The 22,083-nt window shown below is 47.0% G+C and carries 22 protein-coding genes and 1 pseudogene; 4 read left to right on the forward strand and 19 right to left on the reverse strand.

Going from position 1 to position 22,083, the window contains the following annotated elements; translation table 11 throughout:
* Nucleotides 1-2 precede the first annotated feature (2 nt).
* The 16 genes from rodA to H8S65_RS16855 form a co-directional block, all read right to left on the reverse strand.
* Complete coding sequence (gene rodA / locus H8S65_RS16780) at nucleotides 3-1,448, reverse strand: rod shape-determining protein RodA (RefSeq protein WP_436277885.1); 1,446 nt, start codon at nucleotides 1,446-1,448, stop codon at nucleotides 3-5.
* Entirely contained in the window at nucleotides 1,438-3,315 is a 1,878-nt protein-coding gene (mrdA, locus tag H8S65_RS16785; protein ID WP_186931013.1) for a penicillin-binding protein 2, read from the reverse strand. The genes rodA and mrdA overlap by 11 nt, the downstream gene beginning before the upstream one ends.
* Complete coding sequence (gene mreD / locus H8S65_RS16790; RefSeq protein WP_186931014.1) at nucleotides 3,305-3,823, reverse strand: rod shape-determining protein MreD; 519 nt, start codon at nucleotides 3,821-3,823, stop codon at nucleotides 3,305-3,307. The genes mrdA and mreD overlap by 11 nt, the downstream gene beginning before the upstream one ends.
* Complete coding sequence (gene mreC / locus H8S65_RS16795; RefSeq protein ID WP_186931015.1) at nucleotides 3,816-4,670, reverse strand: rod shape-determining protein MreC; 855 nt, start codon at nucleotides 4,668-4,670, stop codon at nucleotides 3,816-3,818. Before mreC ends, mreD begins: the two co-directional genes overlap by 8 nt.
* A gap of 100 nt (nucleotides 4,671-4,770) precedes the next feature.
* Nucleotides 4,771-5,790 (reverse strand): rod shape-determining protein, encoded by a 1,020-nt coding sequence (locus H8S65_RS16800; RefSeq protein ID WP_005640987.1) that lies wholly within the window; start codon nucleotides 5,788-5,790, stop codon nucleotides 4,771-4,773.
* A 5-nt stretch (nucleotides 5,791-5,795) separates the two neighbouring features.
* Nucleotides 5,796-7,319 (reverse strand): bifunctional phosphoribosylaminoimidazolecarboxamide formyltransferase/IMP cyclohydrolase, encoded by a 1,524-nt coding sequence (purH, locus tag H8S65_RS16805; RefSeq protein ID WP_186931016.1) that lies wholly within the window; start codon nucleotides 7,317-7,319, stop codon nucleotides 5,796-5,798.
* A 161-nt stretch (nucleotides 7,320-7,480) separates the two neighbouring features.
* On the reverse strand, nucleotides 7,481-7,669 hold the full coding sequence (locus tag H8S65_RS16810; RefSeq protein ID WP_186931017.1) for a hypothetical protein: 189 nt from the start codon (nucleotides 7,667-7,669) through the stop codon (nucleotides 7,481-7,483).
* A gap of 49 nt (nucleotides 7,670-7,718) precedes the next feature.
* Entirely contained in the window at nucleotides 7,719-8,210 is a 492-nt protein-coding gene (locus tag H8S65_RS16815) for a hypothetical protein (protein WP_186931018.1), read from the reverse strand.
* Between the two features lie 900 nt (nucleotides 8,211-9,110).
* A complete protein-coding gene (locus H8S65_RS16820; protein WP_186931019.1) occupies nucleotides 9,111-10,022 on the reverse strand; it encodes a porin family protein in 912 nt (303 codons plus the stop codon).
* A 20-nt stretch (nucleotides 10,023-10,042) separates the two neighbouring features.
* The gene (locus H8S65_RS16825; RefSeq protein WP_186931020.1) at nucleotides 10,043-10,507 is read right to left on the reverse strand and encodes a DUF6108 family protein; all 465 of its coding nucleotides are present in this window, start codon (nucleotides 10,505-10,507) and stop codon (nucleotides 10,043-10,045) included.
* Nucleotides 10,508-10,519: 12 nt separating this feature from the next.
* Nucleotides 10,520-11,065, reverse strand: a complete 546-nt coding sequence (locus H8S65_RS16830; protein WP_186931021.1) for a PG0215 family putative anti-sigma factor — start codon at nucleotides 11,063-11,065, stop codon at nucleotides 10,520-10,522.
* 17 nt (nucleotides 11,066-11,082) lie between these two features.
* Nucleotides 11,083-11,577, reverse strand: coding sequence for a GFO_1088 family ECF-type sigma factor (locus H8S65_RS16835; RefSeq protein ID WP_186931022.1), 495 nt, complete (start codon nucleotides 11,575-11,577; stop codon nucleotides 11,083-11,085).
* A 95-nt stretch (nucleotides 11,578-11,672) separates the two neighbouring features.
* Nucleotides 11,673-13,565, reverse strand: coding sequence for a WG repeat-containing protein (locus tag H8S65_RS16840; protein ID WP_186931023.1), 1,893 nt, complete (start codon nucleotides 13,563-13,565; stop codon nucleotides 11,673-11,675).
* A gap of 285 nt (nucleotides 13,566-13,850) precedes the next feature.
* A complete protein-coding gene (locus H8S65_RS16845) occupies nucleotides 13,851-14,612 on the reverse strand; it encodes a LytR/AlgR family response regulator transcription factor (protein ID WP_186931024.1) in 762 nt (253 codons plus the stop codon).
* The gene (locus H8S65_RS16850) at nucleotides 14,609-15,199 is read right to left on the reverse strand and encodes an ATP-binding protein (protein WP_186931025.1); all 591 of its coding nucleotides are present in this window, start codon (nucleotides 15,197-15,199) and stop codon (nucleotides 14,609-14,611) included. Before H8S65_RS16850 ends, H8S65_RS16845 begins: the two co-directional genes overlap by 4 nt.
* A complete protein-coding gene (locus tag H8S65_RS16855; protein ID WP_186931026.1) occupies nucleotides 15,189-16,697 on the reverse strand; it encodes a tetratricopeptide repeat protein in 1,509 nt (502 codons plus the stop codon). The genes H8S65_RS16850 and H8S65_RS16855 overlap by 11 nt, the downstream gene beginning before the upstream one ends.
* Nucleotides 16,698-16,956: 259 nt before the next feature.
* On the opposite strand from H8S65_RS16855, the gene H8S65_RS16860 reads away from it, so the two are divergent.
* Entirely contained in the window at nucleotides 16,957-17,442 is a 486-nt protein-coding gene (locus H8S65_RS16860) for a PepSY-like domain-containing protein (protein WP_186931027.1), read from the forward strand.
* 13 nt (nucleotides 17,443-17,455) lie between these two features.
* On the opposite strand, the gene H8S65_RS16865 is transcribed toward H8S65_RS16860, so the two are convergent.
* Nucleotides 17,456-18,088, reverse strand: a complete 633-nt coding sequence (locus H8S65_RS16865) for a DUF3256 family protein (protein WP_186931028.1) — start codon at nucleotides 18,086-18,088, stop codon at nucleotides 17,456-17,458.
* An 80-nt stretch (nucleotides 18,089-18,168) separates the two neighbouring features.
* Between H8S65_RS16865 and H8S65_RS16870 the strand changes: the two genes are divergently transcribed.
* On the forward strand, nucleotides 18,169-18,339 hold the full coding sequence (locus tag H8S65_RS16870) for a transcriptional regulator (RefSeq protein ID WP_186931029.1): 171 nt from the start codon (nucleotides 18,169-18,171) through the stop codon (nucleotides 18,337-18,339).
* Nucleotides 18,327-18,552, forward strand: a pseudogene (locus tag H8S65_RS16875) (virulence protein). Before H8S65_RS16870 ends, H8S65_RS16875 begins: the two are co-directional and overlap by 13 nt.
* Nucleotides 18,553-18,556: 4 nt before the next feature.
* On the opposite strand, the gene H8S65_RS16880 reads toward H8S65_RS16875, so the two are convergent.
* Together H8S65_RS16880 and truA are read right to left on the reverse strand one after the other, a co-directional pair.
* Nucleotides 18,557-19,453, reverse strand: a complete 897-nt coding sequence (locus tag H8S65_RS16880; protein WP_186931031.1) for a DMT family transporter — start codon at nucleotides 19,451-19,453, stop codon at nucleotides 18,557-18,559.
* A 73-nt stretch (nucleotides 19,454-19,526) separates the two neighbouring features.
* The gene (gene truA, locus H8S65_RS16885; RefSeq protein WP_186931032.1) at nucleotides 19,527-20,291 is read right to left on the reverse strand and encodes a tRNA pseudouridine(38-40) synthase TruA; all 765 of its coding nucleotides are present in this window, start codon (nucleotides 20,289-20,291) and stop codon (nucleotides 19,527-19,529) included.
* A gap of 127 nt (nucleotides 20,292-20,418) precedes the next feature.
* Here truA and H8S65_RS16890 point away from each other — a divergent pair, with 127 nt between their 5' ends.
* Entirely contained in the window at nucleotides 20,419-22,017 is a 1,599-nt protein-coding gene (locus H8S65_RS16890; RefSeq protein ID WP_186931033.1) for an aspartate:alanine exchanger family transporter, read from the forward strand.
* Nucleotides 22,018-22,083: the final 66 nt, after the last annotated feature.

The following is a 22,083-nucleotide window of genomic DNA, read 5'->3' on the forward strand; positions in this document are numbered from 1 at the left end:
GCCTACCGTTCCCTTCTGGAGGCATCTAAGCGAAGAAAGATAAAAAGCAGGATCGTGAATCCCCAAAGGGAAGAGCCACCATAGCTAAAGAAAGGCAGCGGAATGCCGATCACAGGTGTAAGCCCCGTCACCATCCCGATATTAATGGCCAAATGGAAGAAAAAGATAGAAGCGACACTATAGCCGTACACCCGGTTGAAAGTGGAACTTTGCCGCTCCGCCAGCACGATCAGGCGCAGGATCAGGAATCCGAACAACAACAGGACTACCGAGGCTCCGATGAACCCTTGTTCTTCACCTACCGTACAAAAAATAAAGTCGGTATCTTGCTCAGGTACATACTTCAGCTTGGTCTGCGTACCGTTCAGAAAGCCTTTTCCGGTGAGCCCGCCCGAACCGATCGCGATCTTCGACTGGTTCACATTATAGCCGGCACCGCTCGGATCGTCTTCCAATCCCAATGAAACCTTGATGCGTATCTGTTGATGCGGTTCTAAGATATCGGTAAACACATAATCCACCGAATACATAAAAGCCAGCGATCCCAATGCAAAGACAGCTATCAACACATAATGCCACACCCAGTTGCGGACAGAAAGGAAAATCAGATAGCAGGCGGACAGCAATACCAACCCGATCGATATCAGGGAATAATCGACCGGCATAAAGAAAGAAGCGGCATACCCTCCTAAATAGGCAACACCTGCAGCACCCAATATCACCTGTATCGCACGGGTATCTTTCCTTTCGATCCGTATCAGGATAAGCGTGATCAACAGGATCAAAGAAGAAACAAGCAACTCTCCCATCGCCGTAGCTTCCGCCGTTACATCCGAGAACTTCATGCTGACGACAAAAAAGACAACTGCACAGACTCCCGACAAAAGAATATATCCCGACATCCCCTCCCGGTATAACATCAGGAAGAAAGCCAGGTAAACCAGCGCCGATCCAGTCTCCTGCTGCAACAGGATGCAAACCATCGGCAGGAATATCAGCAACAAGACGAGCATGAAGTTTTTAGGAGTAGTCAACTTGAAACCATACGTATTCATCAGCTTCGCAACAGCAAGCGCCGTTGCGAACTTGGCAAACTCCGCCGGCTGCAACCTGACAGGCCCCAATACGAGCCACGAATGGGAACCTTTGATATTAGGAGCTAAGAAGATCGTAGCGATCAGCAACACAATGACACCGGCATATATCAGATAGGCAAAAACATCAAAAAACTCACTCTCCAACATCAGGATCACAAAGATCAACCCTACAGACAATCCCATCCACATCAACTGCGAACCGGGACGGCCCGACGGGTCGAACAGCCCCACGTTATCAAATTCATAACTGGCACCGCAGATGCTGAACCAACCGGCAACGATCAACACCACATAAAGGATGATCGTCAACCAGTCAACTGTCTTCCATATTTCTGTCTTCCTATAACTCACGATTCGGTAAAGATAAAACGTTTGGCGATACAACCGCATTCGACATGGTCTCTTCCAGCAACTTATTCTCTTCCGAGATCTCGCCCTTCAGATACTTCTCCATCATCAACTTGCCGATCGGCACACCGTAGGTCGCACCGAAACCGCCATTCTCCACATACACGCAGATGGCCACCTTCGGATTCTGATAAGGAGCAAAACCGATAAAAGCCGAGTGGTCTTTCCCATGCGGATTTTCGGCCGTACCAGTCTTGCCGCAGACTTCGATACCCGGAATAGCCGCCCCCCGGCAAGTCCCGCCTATAACGGCATTCCGCATACCTTCGGCTACGATTTCATAATTTTTGCGCTCCACCATCGTGTACCGTTTATCCGTATAAAGGGAATCCAACGGGGTGTCCTGCACTTCCTTCACGACATGCGGAGTAATAAAATATCCCCGGTTGGCAATGGTCGCCGCCAAATTGCAAATCTGCAAAGGCGTAGCTAACACTTCACCCTGCCCGATCGCGATAGAGATGATGGTACTCGAACTCCAACGCCTACCATGATATTTGCTATAATACTCGCTGTTCGGAAGGAAACCTCTATTTTCCCCAGGCAAGTCAATCCCCAACTTATAGCCATACCCCATTGACACCAGATAGTTCTTCCAGACTTCAAACGCCTCTTCCACACTCGAATAACGCCTGCGGCTATCGATCATATCACGCAAACCCCAACAAAAAAAAGAGTTGCAGGAAGTTGCCAACGCATAGATCACATTTAAAGGAGAAGCATGGCCGTGGCAGGCCGGTTTACCGTTCCGGGCTCCTGTATATCCATGTGCACAGGTGTACATGGTCTCTGTCGTAATCACCCCCTCCTGAAGGAAAGTCAATGCCTGCGTCGGCTTGAATGTCGAACCCGGAGGATAACGGCCCATGATGGCACGGTCCAACAAAGGTTTATCCGAATTTTTCGACAGCATGATATGGTTCTTCCCCCGCTGGCGGCCAACCAACAAGTTCGGATCGTAAGAAGGCGAAGAAACCATGCACAGAACCTCCCCTGTTTCCGGCTCGATCATGACAATACTGCCCCTCTTGTTCTGCATCAGCTTCTCACCCAATGCCTGTAAATCCATATCGATCGAAAGCGTCAGGTTCTTGCCGGACACGGGAGCCACATCGTGACGGCCTTCTTCATACCGTCCTTTTATACGTCCATGCGCATCACGCAACAGGATCTCCACGCCTTTCACACCGCGTAAAGCCTCTTCGTAAGACAACTCCACGCCTGAACGTCCGGCATTATCTCCCTGCACATAGTAGGGATCTTTTTCTATATCCCCCCGGTTGACCTCCCCGATATTACCCAACAGATGGGCGCCATAGGGATATTCATATTCCCGTATCGTACGGTTCTGAATATAAAAGCCGGGGAATTTATACAACTTTTCCTGCAAAACGCCGCATTCCTGTGCAGAGAGGTGATTCATAAACACCTGCGGGACATAGGAAGAATAGCCGGGATTCAACCGCCTGTTCTTAATTTCGGCTATACGTTTCACAAACAGTTCTTTTGTAATGCCGAGGATATTGCAGAAGTCGAGCGTATCGAACGGTTGAATCTCGCGCATGATCAGCATGACCTCATAAGAAGGCTGGTTATAGACCAGCAATTTCCCGTTGCGGTCATAAATGATACCCCTGGAAGGGATCAATGTCTTTTTCTGAAACGCATTGCTGTCAGCCCACGCTTTATAGTCGCTGTCCACCACTTGCAGGAAGAACAGACGAATGATAAAGATGAGAACCAGCAGAACAACGGCGCCGCCAATCACGAAACGCCTGTTCTCAAGAGTATACTTCGTATTAATCTCCACTTTTCTGGGACTCTATATTGAATGCTTCTATTGTACAAATTAATAAAGTCGTAGTCACCACGCTTGCCGCAATGCGGATCGCCAGGAACAGCGGGTCGAAAAGCGTCAGCGACTCGATCAAAAACAACGCTACATGATGAATCACGACAAAGAGCAGCGTATAGCGGAAGAAACCGCCATATCCGAACGTTTTATAAGAAGGATAAATTCCTTCCGGCAGGTCTTTTCCCATCAACAACTGAATCAACGGGTGACGGATAAAACCGGCCAGCGTGCAGGCAAACGCATGCATTCCGGGCGTATTTGAAAATATATCGATCACCAACCCGATCAGAAAAGAGAAAAACACCACATTCGTGCGGGATATTCCTACCGCCAACTTCAGTATGAAATAAAGATACAAGAACGGCGTGGCCACACGCAGGAAATGGATATTGTTCAGGATCAAGACCTGGGCCAACACCAGCACCACAAAATAGATGAAGCCTCGCAGTATACTGTTAATCATTCTTTTTTGCCTCCCGCTCTGTATTTTTTTGCTCCGCCTGACGGTAATTCTTTATGATACGCACATTGTTCAAAGCTTGGAAATCAGTAGCCAGTTCCACTTCAAGCGAATAGAAGTTATCATCATGCTGTTTCTCGAAATTCACAACTTTACCCACAATAATCCCGGACGGGAAAATAGCGGAATAACCGCTCGTCACGATCGTATCCCCTTTCTCAAACTCCACATGGCGCGGCAATTCGTCCAGATTGGCAAAACGCGCGTTACGCCCGTTCCAGCTCAATGTTCCGAAATAACTGCTCCCCAACACCTTGCAACTCAGTTTAAACTTCGGGTTCAACAGCGGGATTACAACGGAAAAATGGTCGGAAACCGTCGACACGATTCCCACGACACCCCGTTCGGACACAACCCCCATATCCGGCTCCACTCCATCCTTACGGCCTTTGTTTACCGTGATATAATTGGATAAATGCGTAACACTGTTGTTCACGACATCCGCCGTCACAAAACTATACGGGAACTGTTCGGTCGAGTCGGATGCAAAACCGGCAAACAATGCCGTGTCGGCCCGCATCATCTCCAACTGGTCCTGCAATTCGAGCAACTCCATTTCAAGTTGCCCGTTACGTTCCAGGAGCTCCCGGTTTATGTCACGCAGGTTCAGGTAGGAAGTCACAAAGCCGGAGACAGAAGCAATATGTCCGGTTATCACATTTGCCGAACTGAACATGATGTTCCGTTGATACGCATTATTGCGATAAACCAGTGTCAACGATATGACCTCAAGCAAAATGAATAAGAACCAATGCCTCTTTCTGACTAAAAAATCCAGGAGTTTACGCATAATCAGTTGAAAATTGAAAGTTGAAAGTTGAAAGTTGAATAATCGGCAAGTGTGCCACCCGTTTACATTCAACTTTCAACTCTCAACTTTCAACTTATATTTACCGGATAAGGAAATTAAATTTGTCGATATTCTTCAACGCAATCCCCGTACCTCTGGCAACAGCATGCAAAGGATCGTCCGCCACATGGAATTCGATACCCATCTTGTCGCGCAGACGTTTGTCGATGCCACGCAGCAAAGCGCCGCCACCGGCCAGATAGATGCCGTTTTTCACGATATCGGCATACAATTCGGGAGGCGTCTGTTCCAACGCGCTCAGAACGGCTGCTTCAATCTTGGAGATCGACTTGTCCAGACAATGCGCGATCTCCTGGTAGGAAACAGGCACTTTCATCGGCAGAGCCGTCATCTGGTTCGGACCGCATACTTCAAAATCTTCGGGAGCGTCTTCGAGGATACTCAAAGCGGAGCCGACATTGATCTTGATACGTTCCGCCATACGTTCGCTGACGCGTATATTATGCTGGCGGCGCATATATTCCACGATATCGTTCGTCAGGTCATCGCCCGCCATCTTGATAGACTTGTTGGAAACGATACCACCCAGCGAAATCACTGCGATCTCGGTCGTACCGCCACCTATGTCGACAATCATGTTTCCTTCCGGAGCAAGCACATCCATGCCGACCCCGATAGCGGCAGCCATCGGTTCGAAAACCATATATACTTCACGGCCACCGGCGTGTTCGGCAGAGTCGCGTACGGCACGGATTTCAACTTCCGTACTACCTGACGGGATACCGATCACCATACGTAGCGAAGGAGCGAACCAACGTTTGCGTCCGCTGGCCATTTTGATCAATCCACGCATCATCTGCTCGGCAGCGTAGAAGTCAGCAATGACGCCTTCGCGGAGCGGACGGATCGTACGAATATTCGGATTGGTCTTTTCGTACATCTCACGTGCCTGGCGTCCTACCGCCAGCACCTTTTCCGAACGAGCATCCAGAGCGATTACGGAAGGCTCATCCACTACCATCTTATCATTGCAGGTAATAATGGTATTGGCAGTCCCCAGGTCCATTGCCAATTCTTGTGTAAAAGAAAATAATCCCATTTTAATTAATGTTTAAAGTGACGAATACCCGTCTTGACCATAGCCAAGCCATGTTCGTTGCAATAATCAACGGATAGCTTGTCGTTAATAGAACCTCCCGGCTGAATAACGGCAGTGATACCGGCCTTGTCGGCTATTTCCACACAGTCGGCAAACGGGAAAAACGCATCCGAAGCCATAACGGCGCCATTCAGGTCGAAATTGAATGAAGCGGCCTTCTCAATAGCTTGTTTCAGAGAGTCCACACGTGAAGTCTGTCCGATACCGCTTGCACAAAGCTGTTTGTTCTTCACTAACGTGATAGCGTTAGACTTGCTGTTCTTCACGATCTTGTTGGCGAACAACAGGTCTTCCACTTCCTGAGCCGTCGGTTTCTTTTCCGTCATCGGTTCCAGATCGGCTTCACCCTGAATGCTAAGGTCTTTTTCCTGCATCAGCACGCCGTTCAGCAACGAACGGAACTGCATCGGACAAGTCTTGCATTCCTTGCGGACCAATATGATACGGTTTTTCTTTTGTTTCAGTACTTCAAGTGCATCGGCATCATAAGCCGGAGCGATGATCACTTCGAAGAAAATCTTATTGATCTCTTCCGCCACTTCCTTGTTTACGGTCGTATTCGTGATCAGGATTCCGCCGAAAGCAGATACCGGGTCGCCGGCCAAAGCATCTTTCCATGCTTCGACCACGTTGCCACGAGATGCGATACCGCAGGCATTGTTATGCTTCAGGATGGCGAACGTCAGTTCGTCGAACTCGTCAATCAGATTTACAGCAGAGTCGATGTCGAGCAGGTTGTTATAAGAGATTTCCTTACCATGCAACTGGTCGAACATATTATTGAACTTGCCATAGAACTTGGCAGCCTGGTGCGGGTTTTCACCGTAGCGCAGGTGCATCGGATCGTCTACGGCAGCACGGAAATGCGAACCCTGGCGATCGTCGAAGTAGTTGAAGATAGCAGAATCGTAGCCTGAAGAAACGGCAAACGCTTCTTTGGCAAACCATTTGCGGTCTTCGATAGAAGTTTCCGCACCTTTTTCGTTCAGCAACTGCATCAACGGCTGATACTGGGCTTTGGATGCTACGATCACTACATCTTTGAAGTTCTTTGCGGCGGCACGGATAAGAGAAATACCGCCTATATCTATCTTTTCGATAATTGCCTGTTCTTCCGCACCGGAAGCGACTGTTTCCTCAAACGGATACAGGTCGACAATCACCAAGTCTATTTCAGGAATTTCATATTGGACGATCTGGGCCTGATCGCCTTCGTTGTCACGACGGTTCAAAATGCCGCCGAACACTTTCGGGTGAAGCGTCTTCACACGTCCGCCCAGGATAGAGGGATAGCCGGTCAGGTCCTCTACCGCATCGCACGGGAGTCCTAAGTCTTCTATAAACTTCTGAGTACCACCTGTCGACACAAAACTAACACCTTCGCGGTGGAGCTTCTTTAAAATTTCATCTAATCCATCTTTATGGTATACCGATACCAATGCACGTTTAATACGTTTTGTTGCAGCCATCTTCGTTGGGTTTATTTTAATGTTTTAGAGCACAAAAGTAGGGATTTATTTTCAATATGTATATAAGGTATGAAAATAATTTCCCGTCACCAACTATTAAAGAGTGCTACATAAAGCGAAAACCCGGCTGTCCGCAAACTTACGAAACAGCCGGGAACAAATTACTTATCCTGAGACGTTTTCAACGATTCTTCGATAATCTTCTCGTTTTCATCCGCCTTTTCAATCGTTTCGTCCAATTTGGTTACATCATGAGCCGTGTAATCATCGGACAAGACCGGACGCGGGGTAAGTGTTTCATCTTCCAGTTCAGAACTTTCGTCCCACAAAGTGTTCATTATTCCAGCCATAATTATCTGTGTTTTATTTGTTAATACGGAGATAGAACAAACTGGAAGACTAAATTGTTGAACCCGAACGCGACAAGTCTTTCTTTTCATCATACTCGGAAAACTGCCTCAACAAATATCTGACATTCTGATAATGACGATTATAAGTCATAACCAACGAGGCCAAAACATCTTTGTTTACCAATATATTGGAAACACCTTGCATGGTTTGCACCACCATCTTACCTGTAACCAGACGGTTTTCACCTGAAACAGAATCGGCTACCATCAACGGCAGACAAGCTGCTTGCAAATCAATCATTGTTTCGCTCCACGGGAACTGAGTTAGTTTGGAAAGGAATTGCAAAATCTTTTTCTGCTTTTTCAAAAGGATGTTCAGTAACTCGAATTCGGTACGGTTGGGCGTGCAGGCATGGCGGTCTGTCAAATAAGCTTCTTTCAGATAGTAGGCTTTCATCTCTTCGTCCGAAATATTAAACGCAGGGATTGTCACACACTCCATACCTCCGACTGCCGGGAAATTACTTTGATTTGTCTCCATAATAGATAAATTTAATGGTGAATACTATGGGAACAGTTTGGAAGAGCAAATATAAAAGCGATTCCGCCTGTCCCGTTGCTATTCACCAAAAGGTATTGGGTGCATTAACACTCCATACGGGGGTGCGGAACCGCCATATGAAGTGTATCACAAACAGACATAAAAATGGCCGTCGTGAAAAAATAATGGCAGGATTCCCTACCTTTTGGTAAAAATAGCATTGCAAATATACGATTAATATCGGAATATATTGCCAACTGGAACAATTATTTAAGGCAACCACCCAAATTCACATTCAACATTGCCAAAAGATGAGTCTGATAGACGCAAATATAATTTTGACGCGGATTTCGCGAATAACGCGGATAAGAAATATGTATCAGGTGTTTAATTCGCCTTATCCGCGAAATCCGCGTCAAAAAATCCTGTTTATTTATTTTAATCTGCGTCTATCAGACTCAAACCTCGTATGTGAAGTTGTTCCTATAGATGCCTGTCGCTTCCCGAAAAGGTCGGTATCGGTTGCCGAATGGATGCCTACCTTTTTCCTGCTACCCTATAGGCTTTTCCCGGACAGGCTAAAGGCTGTATTTTTTAGCCTATAACCTATATTTTATGGGACAGGAAGCAATCAGATCCCTTATATAATAAAACTGAAAACAGGGTTCACAGCCGGTAAAAGAACTGATGGACAGCGACTTGTTGTGAAGGCAGTGAACCCTGTTTACGATCAGCCGATCCTATCGGTCAATCCCGCCTTTTTTTATCCAGCATTCACAGGGTTCACAGCAACATGCTGATCTACAGCTTTTTTCAAACAGTGTGAACCCTAATTAAATAAAAACAATCAGGGAGTATTTAGAGGATAATCCTTATCCTAAAGAATGATGCCAAACAAGATTAAAGATGTAACTGCAATCCCAAAGAAACAGGATGCACTTTCGGGCCTTTATCTTTTTCGAACAGGCCGAAAGGAGAATATTTGGCATAGAAACCGATGCAACCGACACCTGCCTGAAAAAGAAAATCCATTGTTACCGGACGAAGGTTCATGCCCCGGTCCATCTTTTTCTTACGTTTTTCGCCATCCGCATCATGATAGACGATTTTGGAAGAAGAAATGGTTTTAATCACACCTACGACACCACCGGAGACAAAAAAACGCGGAGACTTGCGGCGATGTTTCGGCGACTGCCATTCAAGCAGAACAGGGATCGTCAGGCTGGTGATATTCAACTTGCTGGCATTATAGACGATACCTTCGGGAGCGGGGACCAACTGCGTCACGCCGTCCACTTCCTGAAAATGTGCATTCATATCCAGCCGATAACGGCTCCAGCGCATACCGGCCCCAGTCACGACCGCCCATCTATGACGGGAGAAGGGGAAACTGAACTCCATAAAATTCAAATTATATTCCAATGAATTACCGCTACGAAGCGAAACACCGTCCACATCGTTGATCCCGTCGCTACCGGAAAAGTTGGCGAAGCCCATGCCAAAGCCGGCCCAGTGCGGGTCGAAATCCTTGTCCCAGGAAGGGATCGGGATATTGATCGACTTGATATGTTTGCGCCGTTCGTAACTCTGTCCGTCCCGGTAATGCCCCTCGAAGACCATTTCACTGTCTATCGAATCACCTTCTTCGGTCAGTTCATACACCTTCACTTTCATCCGTTCGCCGTTGTCCTTCACTACGATACGTTTGTTTTCCAACCGGATGACCGTATCGGTCGGCATCGGTTCAACATCTGCAGCCAGCAATCCGATGGCAGGAAAGCATGCGGCTATGATCAGTAGAAATCTTTTCATATCATTTCTTGTTTATCAGTTTATAAATCTTTTTTGGTAAATAAAAGAGTGATCAGGTCGTCACTGTCCAACTCGCCTTCGATGTAGACCAGCGTGATCGTTCCTTTGGAGTTGACTTTGAACAGGACAAAGCGGTTCACGTCTGGGTCTTTGCCCGGAAGCTGGTAATAAGCGGAAACCACTCCCCCGTCGTCCGTCACCTCCTTGATCTTGCGTGCTCCCCGTTGATCGGCTTCCAGGCATTGGCGGGTAAAGCGAAGAGCTTCCGGATCGTTCTTGATCGTAATGCTCTTATAACGCGTCATACTGTATGTTTCCAGCATTTCATTGGAAAGCTCCACCATCGTGACATTCTTCTTTTTCCCGTAGCGGGTAAAGACATCCTGTATCTTCAGGTCTTTCTGCGCTTCGGCAGCTCCCAGACCGGCCGGCAACAACATCAAGGCTGCCAACATTATTAATAATCTATATCTCAACTGTTTCATCTTGATATTCTTTTATTCGTCCTCACTAAAAAGACTACCTAATTCTTTTAATTGATTATCTATTATTCGGCGGTCCGCCTCATCCTTATCCATCTCCGGGAAGTAATCATCGGCAGGAGTGGCCACCTCCTGCAACGCTTCGATCGCCAGTGAACGGACTTTATGGATATCGGTATAGCAACGGCCGTTTATCACGACATAGTTGTCGGAACAGAAACAGGGATCGGCGGGATACAGCAGACGGGTAAGACTCAACAGAGCCAGCACGCAGGCAGCCACGCCGGAAAGGATGTAAAGGGCTGCGCGTTTCCTGTTCTCTGGGCGGAGCGGAACAGATACCGGTTCGGATTCCAAATCCGGTTTGTCACCTCGCGCTTCCGCGTTACGTCCTATTTCTTCGTCAAAATAGGCGAACAGGGGAGCATAGGCGGCCAGATGCTCCGGCACTTCCCCCGAAGCAAAAAAGGCACGGATCAGCTTTTCTTCCGCGGCAGAAGTCTCACCTTCGAAATACCGTTCCAGCAGCTCTTCTATCATATGTAGATTCCTCTTTTCCATAAACCTTTAATTATAAATCACATTTCCTTCATCAACTGTTCCCGTATCTTTTTCCGGGCTCTCGAAAGATTCACCCGGACCGCTTCGACCTGAGTGCCTGTTATCTCCGCTATCTCCGCCAACTCATATCCTTCGACGTCTTTCATCCGGATAATGGTTTGCTGGAGCGAGGGCAGCTTACTTATCAGCCAACGGATACGGTCAACCGTATCGTGCTGTTCCAACTCTTCCGCCGGGTTCCTTGTTCCCGAATCGAGCGAAAGCAAGGCGACATCCGTCCCTTCCGGCCGGTGCTGTTTCAGTTTGTCCAGCGCCAGGTTCTTAGCCACCTGTACAGCCAGCGCCTCGACACTGTTATAGCCGTCCAGCTTCTCGCGGATCTGCCACAATTTCAGAAAAGTCTCCTGCACGATATCCTCTGCATCTGACCTGTCCTCCATCATCCGCCAGGAAATATTGATCAACTTCTCCCGGAGCGGCAGCACGGTTATTTTAAACGTTTCGAGTTCCATTTCTGCTATTATGACGACAAAGAAACGAAAACATAACATGGGAAACCCGGAAAAAATAAAAAAGGCCGGAAAAAACTTCCGACCTTTCTTGTTTCTTAGAATGTGCATCCGGCCTTTATCGCCTTTTGTTGCATTTGCTCCAGAGACTTCGCGTATGTCTTGTTCAGTCGATCCGAGCTATGGATTACCCGATAATCGCTTGCACTCGCCCCGTCGGCCAAATCCGGTGAAATCGAATGGGCTTTATTCATACCTGCCGCACGTCCTTTTCGTCCTGCATTCGCCTCGGTTCCATGTGCCAGGCGGGAAGAAAGCCGTTTGATTTCGGAACGATAGAAAGCACAGTTGTTTCCGCCTCCACCTGAATTTCCCCCACTACTATAATCAGCTCCGGCATAACCTCCACCGTCATTTGCATGCGCGGCCAACGACATATTGCTCGTTGCCGACACATAACCGGCAACATCGCCTGACGCTAAACTATTCACCGCCTGTCCGATCGAAGCGGCATCACCGCCGCCGTTCTTCACGGCATCTACAGCCAATGCCGTTCCCGCAGCAACCCCGATAATGTTTGCCGCAGTCATAAAACCTTGTTCAACACGGTTCCATCGACGTTCGCGCCGGTCTTTCTTGGCTTGTTTCAGATTGGCTTCTATCTCTTTGTTCTCTGGGTCCAGTTTATTGGCAATCTTTAAACGGTTCATTCCTTCTTTAAAACTTTCCCCTTCAATATCCATAATCCCCAGATTATTATGGACCATTGCATAAGTCGGATCGATACACAGTATTTTCTTATATTGCACACGTGCTTCCGAATGCAAACCTGCTTCATCGTACACAACGGCTTTGGCAAACGCCCGATCCAGCAAATCATCCATTACCAGACCATCGGCTCCGATCTGCCCGTGCTCGAAATTGATCCACCCGACAGAAGTCCCGCCAACAAAAGGTTCTATCCGGTCATAACTCGGAGGAACAAGCAACGCTCCGGTCCGACTATACAGCCCGACTGACTCATCCTTATAAACAGCAAACATCTCGCTGTCCGGCATATATTCGATCATATCAAACGAACAAGAGATTACCAGGCGTCCATAGTGATCCACTACGCCCCATTTGTCGTCCTGTGCAACCAAAGCAAAGCCATCGCCCACACGTGCAATTTCTTCATAGCGCATGGGGACGGACCAAAGCGAATCAGCCGGAACGGAAGTACGGTAGAGGCTGTCCAAAATCAATGCGTCAGAGGCTTTCCCGGCCTCGTCTATTTTAACCAGCAGTTCGTCATACACTCCATTATCCCGGTCAGACTTTACTTTTTTAGCGGTTTCCTTATATAGTTTATTTGAAGTAGGAAGCTTCGTCATCATCTCCTTCAGCTTGTATTTACAGGGAACGACAATTTTACCTTTCAGGTCGATCGCCCCGATCTTGCCGTCCATCTTCACAGCCGCCAGATCATTTTCCTCAAAATTCTCCGCCCACTCGAATTTAGGAGGGATCACAAATCGCCCTGATTTATCGATAAACCCGTACATCCCGTCTTTCTTAACCACCGCCAGTCCCCGGCTGAATCCTTCTAACTTGTCGACCGGTTCAAACTGCGGCTCGATGATAAAACGGTTATACCGGTCGATAAAACCGACCCTCCCGTTCAACTGCACGCCCGCAAGGTTCTCTCCAAACCGTTTGGCTACTTTTTCATACTGAACAGGAATCGCCCATTCCGTCTCATAACCGACATGTAAGATATCATCCAACTGGTTTCCAAACGAAATCCCTGTACCCAAAATCCCGTTATTGGAAAGCGTAGCCGCTTTCTGCCACCAACCGCTTTTCTCCCCTTTGTTCTCATATCCCCACCTCTTGTTCTCACCCGCCTTAGCAGACAGACCGGAGCCGTCGGCTTGGGCAAAACCCAAAACCGGAATTGCCCAAGCTAAAATGATAGCCCATTTAACCCCATTTGTCCAATACCTTTTCATACACACTATATTTATTATTTGTACACCACCGTACCCTACTCTGCTTGCAATCTCTTTTCTATAAACAAACCTAAATATAGCTTTCAAATATATAAAAACACATTCTTTCAGGCAAGCAGTTTTTTTTCTAAAATCAGACAAGTTGCAGATTTTGCTGTTATGCGGAAGAAAACAACTAATAAGTGGAAACAAAAAAAGCACCTCGGCTTCTCTTGTCGAAGAGTTCATTATAAAAAATTTTTACCCGCCGGATAAATGAAAAAACAATTAGGATATCCGGATTTGTTATATAATCTCCAATAGTTCTTTCACCTTCCCGTAATACCGGCGCGAAGCGACCAGTTCGATATCATTGAAAGGGGGATAAAGGTGGCATTCGAGTGTTTTGTTTTCGATCGAACATAAATAATCTATATTGACAATACAGTTCTGGCTGATCTGGACAAACGAAACACTCATGTTCAAAAGGTCACGGGCAGAAAGGCTCATTCGTAGTTTATACTCCGTACGGTTGGCAAGATAAAGTTGCCAACAACGATACATATCGGAAAAGCGGAACATCAGGACATCACTACGCTTCAAAAACAACAAGCCGGTCACCGTCTGAATGGCAAACTTGCAATCGTCCGCCAGCAAACGACGCATGGACTGTTCCATATTCACTTTATTCCGGTAGAAAACGCACCGAAAACGTTCGATGACAGCATCCAGTTCTTCCGGAAGATAAGGCTTCAGCAAATAATCAAAGGCAGATGCCCTCAAAGCCTCCAAAACATATTTATCATAGGCGGTGTAAAACACGACACGCATATCCGCATGGACATCCGCACGAATACTCTGGCAGAGGTCGAAACCCGACATCTTCGGCATCTCCACATCCAGGAAAAGCAAGTCGGGCTGCTGACGAACAATTATTTTGCGCGCCTTCTCCGCCGATGTTGTCGTTTCCAGAATCCGGATGTCGTCATAGGCTGCCAAGTCATTGCTTAGATTACGGATCGAAGCCGCTTCGTCATCTACAATTACAACAGAAATTTCATCATTCATAACTCAAATGTATAATCAAACGGGACTATTATCGAAACTAAAGTGCCGTGGCCATCCGGTTCAAGGTGACTACGGTCATTTATAATAAAGCTCATTTTATTCTTATTCCGACTGTTCAGGATATCGACAGTCTGACGTAAAATTTCCAACCCGTATCCGGTCCCCTGCTCTTCCTGCCGGGGATTTCCGGAAACAGAGAGGCCGATGCCATTGTCTTCGATATCGATATAAAGAGATTGTCGTTTCTCCATTATCCGTATTTGTATAGAGGCATTCTCGTCTTCCGGATCAAAAGCATATTTCACTGCGTTCTCGACCGGTATCTGGATCGACATGGAAGGGATCAGCCAGGTATCCGGTATGACGGAAGGCAAATCCCAGCCAATCCTGATCCGGGACGGATCACCCAGCAACCGCAATTGCAAATACTCTTTGACCAACTGTATTTCATCCTTTAGAGGGACGGCAATCTGTTCCGAGAATACCAGATTTCCTCTCAGGACTTTTATCAGCAGGCGGATCGGTTTATCCAGCCCCTCATATTGCCGGAAAGTCGGCAATATGATATTTAATGCATTAAATATCATATTGCCGGAAAGTCGGCAATATGATATTTAATGCATTAAATATGAAGTGAGGGGAAATACGATTCCGGACTACTGCCATACGCAGGCGGTTCACGGTTGCCTTCTGTGTCCAATACTGCTTTTCCTGCTTCCTCCTCTTATACAAGATCCAGCAAAAAGAGGCTGAGAAAAACAAAAGGAACAACAAGACGCTATAAAGGGCAATTGTTTTCCAACGGGCCATCTCACTGCTTACTCCCATTAGCTGGAGATCTTTCTTCAATAAAGTAGTATCCTGCCTGTAACGGAAGTCGATTTCCGCCAGGCTGTTCTTCACTTTCACATTCCGCAACGAATCGTTAAACAAATCTGCTTTCGCCTTAAATTCATAGGCTTTACGAAAATCTTTTTTCTTATAGTACAATTCTTGCATCCGGCGATTATTATAATAGGTATAAAGCGGATTGACCAAATGCAAATCATACGTACGGGACAGCAATTGTTCCGCCTTCGGGAGATCGTTCTCCAACAATGCCAATGAAACATACAAACCATCCATATAATAACGTAAAGACGGTTGTTCGTAAGCCTCCCCGAACAGCCGCCGTGCATCATCGAGATAGTAGCGAGCCGAATCCGGCTGTTTGTCCAATATAAATATTTCCCCCATGTTCCCCCGGACAATCGCCTTATAAAGCGGTTGAGGGAAATTATCCGTAATGCTGTCCGCTTTTTTGAACCAATCGAGGGCTTTTTCATATTCTTTGGTGTTATAATAATAATTCCCTCGTGTATTGCAAAAGAAATATCGTTCATAAGGTGTGCACAAACTGTCTGCCTGCTCTGCCAGAGTGAAATAAGCATCGGCTTCGGGATAGTTTTCCAAATCCAGATACAGTTTAGCCAGACCTGAATAAATGGCAAAATGATCGCGAACGCCTGTTCCCAGCGAATCTGCCACAAGAAGAGCTTTCCGGTAATAGAAACCGCACCGGGAAAAATCGCTGTTATGCAGGTAACAATCAGCCAAATTCATATAAACGGAAGGAAGCACGCTCCTGTTTTTTGTCGATTGCAAAATCGCGACAGCCGATTTCAATACGGAGATAGCCGAATCGCGCTCACTTTGTTCCTGCCAGTAAACGCCTTGGTTATTATATGTTTCAGCCAATAAGTACAGATGATCGTCAGAAGAAGGATTATTACGGCAAAAATCGATTACCCGTGCATTTATGCGCATGGCGTCTTCCATCCGGTTCAAATAATAATAGCATTTGGATTCATGCGACAACAACATATTAATACACAAACTATCCTGCAGGCGCGACCGCATTCCGGAAAAGGCATCTATTGCCCTCTGCGGCGATCCGGCCATTGAATCCTGGTAAACAGCCAAGATCGAATCTGTCAGGATTCTTTCCGTATCGGATTCTCCGGACTGCTTATAGGAACAACTGCCTGACACCCACAAAACGGCCAATCCACAGAAACATATTTTCAGCAAATCTTTTATCATCATTCATCCTCTCTAAAAATTATCTTAAAGAAACTGTTTTTTTATGAAACCCGCAAATAAAAAACAGAGGATAAACAGACAAACAACCGATTATACAGATATGCGGCAATATTTCATGTTTTATTGAAATACTTTCACATCTATATGCCAGGATGCTTTTTCATTTATGAGGACAACCTTGCCTACAAGAGATTTGTTTATATCGAGACAGAGTTCAATCGGGAACTCGCCACGAATAGTAACAATAAAAAAACAACAAGTCATGAAAACTAAATTATCCATCTTGCTACTTTGTTTATGCAGCCTCACTTTATTCGCCGCATGCAACAACAGCCGGCAAAAACAAAAAGCACCTGCCGAGAACGTCGCAACTCCCATCCTGAATTTCCTGAAACAGAAGTATCCGACTGCAACAATTCTGAAATCTGAAAAAGAAGCTAACGGGACGGAAGTGGATATACAAGAAAAGAATGTACACAAAGAAGTATGGTTCGACTCAAAAGACCAATGGGTGTCCACACACTGGGAAATCAGCGGGCGGGACGTGCCTGTAGCGGTTATGGATGCGTTGCAGAGTTCGGCCTACAACCAATATGACGTAGAAGACGTCACAGTAATCGAACGGCCGGACGGTTTGTTTTACGATTTCGAACTGAAACAGAATAACAACGAGATACATGTCGTACTCGACTCCAAAGCACAGGTTGTCACCAAAAGTGCGATGCTTGCCCCCGGATATGATTGGTAAATTGACAGGTCGCTTACTTAAAATGGGACTTTTCCCAGGTATAAACTTTAGGTTCATTCTTTAAGAAAGGTTCCACCTGCTTACGTTCGGCTTTCGTCAGGTATCGGGGTGTCGTATATTCGACTGTCAACGTCTGGTCGTCGGGACTAAGCGAGTATTTCCGCAAGTCCATATCCAGACGGGCAGTCGCTTCGATAAAGGCGGTACGGTTCTTGTCGGCATCATCTTCAATAAACCATTCTGCCGGGACCGGGGTGTACAAATCGGTAACATCCAGCGGCTTCCAGTCTGTCGTAAAAAACTCGACCTGGCTGTCGGGAACGGGGCCGTACACGGTCGTGACCATACAAACGACATAGGTATCGTTGACCAGCGGCAGGAGTTTCATCTCCACCGTGCTGCGATCCGTCACCTGCAACAACAGGTAATCATCCGTCAGCTTCTTCAGGGTAGAAAAACCGTTCATGGTGTTTTTCAACTTCGCTTCCTTTCCTGAATTATACAAGTCTATCAAATCTTTACGCCAGGCATTTTCCAGCTGGGGAACATATTGGTCAGGCATGGCGACAAAAACCGCATCCATATCCTGCGCCTTCATCCCCCACACAAACACACAAAGCAATATAGAAAGAAATAATCGTTTCATATCTTAAATTGAATTTACAGTGACAAAGATAAAAATAAAATATCTACCTTTGCCATAAGTAATCGTAAAAGGTAACGTATATGAAAACAGTAGGAGATAAAATATTAATTTCCCCTGATCTTACCCACTTGCCAAATTGGATAGAAGGGACAATTATCGAAGTGGAAAACAACCCATTCGTGGGTGTCGTCATCTCTGCTGAGACCGAAGACTTGTTCAAACCTCAAAACCAAAAAGTATGTTTGCCATAAGTTTTGACATGTCGGTTTCCGTACTTGAAGAAAAACGGTTTTGAGTGGATTCAAGGAAGTACTTACCTTACTGCAAGTGATGATTTGGGAAACCTCTTCAGAGCTATAGAGGCCCTGAAAAAGATCCAGTGGTTCTGCGAATCAGTCCGTGACATCAGAGGCTATAAAGTTGAAAACTGGTCAAACTTTACAGATATAGTAAAAAACATTTAGTGTTTTAGCGCGTACCGAGATACAGGAATATCATTCCTAATAATACTAAAAACAGGTCGATCGCCTTGCTTTTCAGGTTCTTTTCATGGAAGAACAAAGCACCGGCGATGAAGGTGACCAGCACATTGCTGCGACGCACCATCGAGACGATGGAAATCATCGAACCAGGGAAGGTCAGGGCATAAAAGTAAATCCAGTCCGCCACGCAGAGGAAGACGGAGATAAAAATAATGTTCCAGTGCCAGACAAACGGCGTCGTGCTTTTCCGGCGCGGATACCAGAGGAACAGGAGGATCGGCAACATCATCAGGCATTGATAGACATTGAACCAGACCTGCACCGTCATCACATCCAGGCTTCCCATCAGGTGCTTGTCGTACAAACCGCTCGCCGCTCCGGTGAGGATGGACAAGACGGTAAAGAAGATCCATTTATTGTGCGTAAAACGGATGCCCTCTTTTTTCCCGGATGAAGAAAGGAGGTAGAAAGAAGCAATGGAAAGAATCACCCCGATCCATTGATACACGTTCAGCCGTTCGCCAAAGATCAGCATGGCCCCAACCAGCGTCACGACCGGCTGCGTCGCCTTGATCGGCCCGGTAATGGTCAGCGGCAAATGCTTCAGGGCAAAATAACCGAATATCCAAGACGACAAGACGATCACGGCTTTTATAAACACTGCCACATGTGTCTCAAAAGGGACACGCGGCACATACAACATCGTCCCGTCGAGCACATCCGTAAAGAACGAAAGAAAAATAAAAGGGACGAAGATAAGACTGCTTATCAATGTATTGAAAAACAAAACCGGAATAACGGCATTGCCATCCAACGAAATCTTTTTATTTACTTCATAACAGCCTAAAAGGAAGGCGGAGATGAAGGCTAATCCGAGCCACATAACAGTTGAAAGTTGAGAATTGAAAGTTGAAAGTTTCTGAATAATATTTTTTCCCCTAAAAAAGGCACAACTGTCAACTTTCAACTTTCAACTGAAAAAGTTCTTCGGGGTAGGTGACGTCGACCAGATAGAGAGCGTGTCCGGGGGCGGAGGTTCCGGCGCGGGCACGGTCTTTGGCTTCGATTACTTGGCGGAAACCGTCGACGGAGAGCTTGCCTCGTCCCACTTCTAAAAGTGTCCCGACTATGGCACGCACCATATTACGCAGGAAACGGTCCGCCTGTATGGTAAAAACCCATACATCACCTTCCTTCTCCCAACCGGCTTTATAGATGCGGCAGTTGTTCGTCTTCACGTCCGTGTGCAGCTTGCTGAAACTGGTGAAGTCTATATAGTCGAATAGAACCGGACAAGCACTGTTCATCGCTTCGAAATCGAGCTTTCCCGGAATCTTATAGACCAGTTCGTAATTGAACGGGTCTTTCCGGGTCGTGATATAATATTTATAGGTACGGGAAGTAGCGTCGAACCGGGCATGCGCGTCGGGACGCACCGGCACGATCCGGTAGACCGCGATATCTTTGGGAAGCAGGCGGTTCAGCTTCTCCGCCAGAAAAGCGAGGTCGGCAATCGGTTCCTGCCAGTCGAAATGAGCCACCATCAGGCGGGCATGTACGCCGGCATCCGTCCGCCCGGCTCCCACGATCGGGACCGGCTGGCGCAACAAGGTCGCCAGTGCTTCTTCGATGGATTGCTGTACTGTGATTCCATTCGGCTGTATCTGCCAGCCACAAAACTTTTTGCCGTTATAACCTAAATATATAAAGTATCTGTTCACGTCCGGATATCCTTGCTTCTGTTTAATTTCGGATGCAAAGGTAACAGAAATCTCGCCAGGAGATTGTCTATGCGGACAGAAAAGTGTAATTTTGCAAACATAAATCTTCACAACAAAACTATTTGACATGTTTGAAACATTGCTTCAATCGTCTTATTTTGCCTTGTTCCTGATTATCGCCTTAGGGTTCATGTTGGGCAGAATACAGATCAAAGGTCTCTCTCTCGATGTATCAGCCGTTATCTTTATCGCTCTCCTGTTCGGGCATTTCGGGGTAATCATTCCTAAGGAACTGGGAAATTTCGGTTTGGTATTGTTCATTTTCACCATTGGCATACAAGCGGGCCCCGGATTCTTCGGTTCCTTTCGCTCGAAAGGGAAGACGTTGATTATATTGACGCTGTTGATTGTCGGTTCCGCCAGTCTTACAGGTTTGATACTTAAATATGTAGTAGGAGTCGACACACCGAGCCTCGTGGGTCTGATCGCCGGAGCACTGACCAGTACGCCGGGTCTTGCCGTCGCGATCGACAGCACGCATTCATCTTCCGCTTCCATCGCCTACGGTATCGCTTATCCGTTCGGAGTGATCGGGGTGATCCTCTTCATCAAGCTACTGCCGAAAATGTTGCGCAAGGATATTGTTGCCGAGGCGAAAGCGCTCGAAACGCAGCGGAAGGGGAAATATCCTCCTTTGCACACGGCTACTTTCCGCATAACGAATGCACATATATTCGGGAAGACGCTTGCCGAACTGCAACTCCGTTCCATGACAGGAGCCGTTGTCTCCCGCGTGAAACATAAGGACAAGACAAGCATACCGGTTGCGCAGACAGTCCTGCACGAAGGAGACCTGATCAAGGCTGTCGGCAACGACAAGTCACTGGAACAGATGGCCCTTCTCGTCGGGGAACGGGTGGAGAACGACCTTCCTTTCGGCAGCACCCAGGAATTGCAATCGCTGTTGGTGACGAATAAGAATGTCATCAATAAAAGCTTAGGCTACCTGAACCTGCAACGCACGTTCAACTGTACCGTCACCCGCGTGCGCCGAAGCGGGATCGACCTCTCGCCCGAACCGGATCTGTTGCTGAAATTCGGTGATAAGCTGATGGTTGCCGGAGAAAAAGAAGACATCAAGGAATTGGGACAGGTATTCGGGAATGACGAAAAGAAACTGTCCGACACGGACTTCTTCCCGATTGCTGCCGGTATCGTCCTCGGAGTCCTGTTCGGGAAACTGAATATATCCTTTTCGGACTCTTTTTCTTTCTCACCGGGATTGACAGGCGGCATCCTGATTGTCGCGCTTATCCTGAGCGCAATCGGAAAGACCGGGCCGATCATCTGGTCCATGTCCGGTTCTGCCAACCAGTTGCTTCGCCAGATCGGGCTGTTGCTGTTCCTTGCCGAGGTCGGAACATCTGCCGGCGTCAACTTAGTATCGACTTTCCAGGAAAGCGGGTGGACATTGTTCGGGGTCGGTCTGGCCATCACGATAGTCCCGATGATCGTGGCTGTCCTGTTCGGACATTTTGTTTTCAAAATACATCTCTTGGATCTGATCGGAACGATTGCCGGAGGTATGACCAGCACGCCGGGACTTGCAGCAGCCGACTCTATGACTGACAACTCCGCTCCCAGCATCGCCTATGCGACCGTTTATCCGATTGCGATGGTGTTCCTGATCCTCTTTATACAGTTCATTGCGGCTTTGGTTGTATAAGAAACATGTTTCCCCGGCAGGAAAATAAGTTTTCCATAGCGTGAAAATTTATTTTCTTGCCAGTGA

This window comes from Parabacteroides hominis (assembly GCF_014287585.1).
Taxonomy (GTDB): domain Bacteria; phylum Bacteroidota; class Bacteroidia; order Bacteroidales; family Tannerellaceae; genus Parabacteroides; species Parabacteroides hominis.

Coding starts and splice junctions, on each gene's coding strand:
- H8S65_RS16835 (WP_186931022.1), bottom strand. CDS start 11,577: ATGGAACTCGAAACGTTTAAAATAACCGTGCTGCCGCTCCGGGAGAAG.
- H8S65_RS16880 (WP_186931031.1), bottom strand. CDS start 19,453: ATGTGGCTCGGATTAGCCTTCATCTCCGCCTTCCTTTTAGGCTGTTAT.
- purH (WP_186931016.1), bottom strand. CDS start 7,319: ATGGCTGCAACAAAACGTATTAAACGTGCATTGGTATCGGTATACCAT.
- mreC (WP_186931015.1), bottom strand. CDS start 4,670: ATGCGTAAACTCCTGGATTTTTTAGTCAGAAAGAGGCATTGGTTCTTA.
- H8S65_RS16800 (WP_005640987.1), bottom strand. CDS start 5,790: ATGGGATTATTTTCTTTTACACAAGAATTGGCAATGGACCTGGGGACT.
- H8S65_RS16830 (WP_186931021.1), bottom strand. CDS start 11,065: ATGGAAAAGAGGAATCTACATATGATAGAAGAGCTGCTGGAACGGTAT.
- H8S65_RS16820 (WP_186931019.1), bottom strand. CDS start 10,022: ATGAAAAGATTTCTACTGATCATAGCCGCATGCTTTCCTGCCATCGGA.
- H8S65_RS16860 (WP_186931027.1), top strand. CDS start 16,957: ATGAAAACTAAATTATCCATCTTGCTACTTTGTTTATGCAGCCTCACT.
- H8S65_RS16855 (WP_186931026.1), bottom strand. CDS start 16,697: ATGATGATAAAAGATTTGCTGAAAATATGTTTCTGTGGATTGGCCGTT.
- H8S65_RS16850 (WP_186931025.1), bottom strand. CDS start 15,199: ATGATATTTAATGCATTAAATATCATATTGCCGACTTTCCGGCAATAT.
- H8S65_RS16865 (WP_186931028.1), bottom strand. CDS start 18,088: ATGAAACGATTATTTCTTTCTATATTGCTTTGTGTGTTTGTGTGGGGG.
- H8S65_RS16870 (WP_186931029.1), top strand. CDS start 18,169: ATGAAAACAGTAGGAGATAAAATATTAATTTCCCCTGATCTTACCCAC.
- H8S65_RS16845 (WP_186931024.1), bottom strand. CDS start 14,612: ATGAATGATGAAATTTCTGTTGTAATTGTAGATGACGAAGCGGCTTCG.
- H8S65_RS16825 (WP_186931020.1), bottom strand. CDS start 10,507: ATGAAACAGTTGAGATATAGATTATTAATAATGTTGGCAGCCTTGATG.
- H8S65_RS16815 (WP_186931018.1), bottom strand. CDS start 8,210: ATGGAGACAAATCAAAGTAATTTCCCGGCAGTCGGAGGTATGGAGTGT.
- mreD (WP_186931014.1), bottom strand. CDS start 3,823: ATGATTAACAGTATACTGCGAGGCTTCATCTATTTTGTGGTGCTGGTG.
- H8S65_RS16840 (WP_186931023.1), bottom strand. CDS start 13,565: ATGAAAAGGTATTGGACAAATGGGGTTAAATGGGCTATCATTTTAGCT.
- H8S65_RS16810 (WP_186931017.1), bottom strand. CDS start 7,669: ATGGCTGGAATAATGAACACTTTGTGGGACGAAAGTTCTGAACTGGAA.
- H8S65_RS16890 (WP_186931033.1), top strand. CDS start 20,419: ATGTTTGAAACATTGCTTCAATCGTCTTATTTTGCCTTGTTCCTGATT.